At 73.2% G+C, this 2,015-nt stretch carries 2 protein-coding genes and 1 pseudogene; 1 reads left to right on the top strand and 2 read right to left on the bottom strand.

What is annotated here, in order from left to right:
* Positions 1-600 (top strand): annotated as a pseudogene (locus tag AB0G02_RS37155) (AraC family transcriptional regulator); the annotation flags it as partial.
* On the opposite strand, the gene AB0G02_RS37150 reads toward AB0G02_RS37155, so the two are convergent.
* Positions 549-914 (bottom strand): STAS domain-containing protein, encoded by a 366-nt coding sequence (locus tag AB0G02_RS37150; protein ID WP_360804277.1) that lies wholly within the window; start codon positions 912-914, stop codon positions 549-551. The pseudogene AB0G02_RS37155 and the gene AB0G02_RS37150 overlap by 52 nt on opposite strands.
* Positions 915-1,007: 93 nt before the next feature.
* A complete protein-coding gene (locus AB0G02_RS37145) occupies positions 1,008-1,994 on the bottom strand; it encodes a sigma-70 family RNA polymerase sigma factor (protein WP_360804274.1) in 987 nt (328 codons plus the stop codon).
* Positions 1,995-2,015 lie beyond the last annotated feature (21 nt).

The raw sequence follows: 2,015 nt of genomic DNA, 5'->3' as shown, positions 1-2,015 counted from the left end.
GACGCCGTCGTCGGGTTCAACTCCGCTTTCGGGTGGGACCGCGACACGATCGGGGTGCTGCTCACCGAGGGGGTCGGTGAGATCGAGCTGGCGTCGGCCTTCGACACCTACGGGCAGTCCCTGGCCGTGGGCACGCTGGCCGTCGCACCCGGCGCGGAGCCGGTGCGGTCACGGCACGGGTTGACGTTCGTCCCGAGGGCCGACCCGGCCGCGGCGGGCGCGATCGACCGGTTGGTGGTGCCGGGCGCGGCGGCCGCACGGGGGCGCGCGGCGGACCGCTACGCCGACCTGGAGCCCGTCTACCTGCACGGGGAGCCCGGTTTCCCGTTCGACGGCGTGCTGGCGGACCTCGCGCGCACGACCGACGTGGCCACCGCCACGTGGACCGCGCGGGTGCTCGAGTACCCGGTCGACCACTTGGCGCTCGACGGTGCGGCTTGGCCGTGGACCCGCACGCTGCGGCCGTTCGGGCTGGCCCTGCTGGGGGTGCTGGGCGCGCTCGGCCTGATCCGGGTGGCCCGGTGGTCCCGGCGACCGCGTGGCGCGGGTCAGGTGGACACCAGCCGCAGCGCCGCGACCGCCTCGTCCACGGTCGGGTGAAGCGGGAGGGCGCTGTCGACCTGGCTCATCTGCAAGGGACGCAGGACGGCGCGGCTGTTCGCGACGACGGCGAACGGGATGCGCAGCCTCTTGGCCCGGTGGTGGGCGTTGACCAGCATCGCGATGCCGACCGATCCCATGAAGTCGACGGCGCTCAGGTCCAGCACGAGACCGGGGGGACGTGACTCGAACGCCGTGTCGAGCCCGTCCACGACGGGCCGGTGGGTGGCCGCGTCGAGGGTGCCGGACACGCCGACGAGCACGATGCCGCGGTCCAGGTCGGTGGTGGTCAGCTGAGCGAGGTGCTCGGTCATGGCGTGCGCTCCTCGGGATCGGAGACCACAGACCCTGCTACCCCCGGCCGGAACCCGCAAAAGGTGGGCCGGGGGTCGCGCACCGCGGACCGATCACCCGGCTCGGTCGAAGAGGGCCTGGTTGCGCTCGGGGTCGCGCAGTGTCTTGAGGGACTCCTTCTCCAGCTGCCGGATGCGCTCCCGGGTCAGGCCGAACTCGTCGGCCAGCTCCTGCAGGCTGCGCGCACGCCCGTCCGACAGGCCGTAGCGCTGGGTGAGGATGCGTGCCTGCCGCTCGGGCAGCGTGCCGACCAGCGCCCGCAGCTCCTCGGCCACCTCGCGCTGCTCGACCACCTCGTGCGCGTGCACCGCCTCGGCGTCCTCGATCAGGTCGGCCACCGACGCGCCCCCGTCGTCACCGACCGGCGCCTCGAGGCTGATGGTGGCGCGGCTCGCGGCGTGCAGCTCGACCGCCCGGGCCAGCGGCACCTTCGCCGCCTCGGCCACCTCCTCCACGGTCGGGTCGCGGTCGGTCTCCAGCCGCAGCCGCCGGGCGACCTTGCGCAGCTTGGACACCTCCTCGACCACGTGCAGCGGCAGCCGGATGGTCCGGGTCTGCTCGGCCAGGCCGCGCTCGATGGCCTGGCGGATCCACCACACGGCGTACGTGGAGAACTTGAAGCCCTTCGCGTAGTCCCACTTCTCCACCGCGCGGATCAGGCCGAGGTTGCCCTCCTGCACCACGTCGAGCAGCGGCAGGCCGCGGAACGAGTGCTTCTTGGCCACCGACACCACCAGGCGCAGGTTGGCCCGGATCATGTGGTCCTTCGCCCGGTGACCCTGCTCGGCCACGGTCCGCAGCGCACGGTGACGTTCCGCGTCGAAGGGCGGAACCTCGCCCTCGTCGGACCGGCGCAGCAGCTCGGCCGCGTAGACGCCGGCCTCGATGCGCTTGGCCAGCACGACCTCCTCGGCGGCGCTGAGCAGCGGCGTCGACGTGAGTTCGCGCAGGTAGCGGCCCACCAGGTCGGCTTCCCCCGCCCCTTGGCGCGGGGGGACGGCCGCACGGGACTGGCGAGGCATATCCACCGTCAACGACATGGTCGTTCTCCTTGCCGGATC

This window comes from Actinosynnema sp. NPDC023658 (genome assembly GCF_040639995.1).
Lineage (GTDB): Bacteria > Actinomycetota > Actinomycetes > Mycobacteriales > Pseudonocardiaceae > Actinosynnema.
This window is presented reverse-complemented; position numbering and strand designations above follow the sequence as displayed.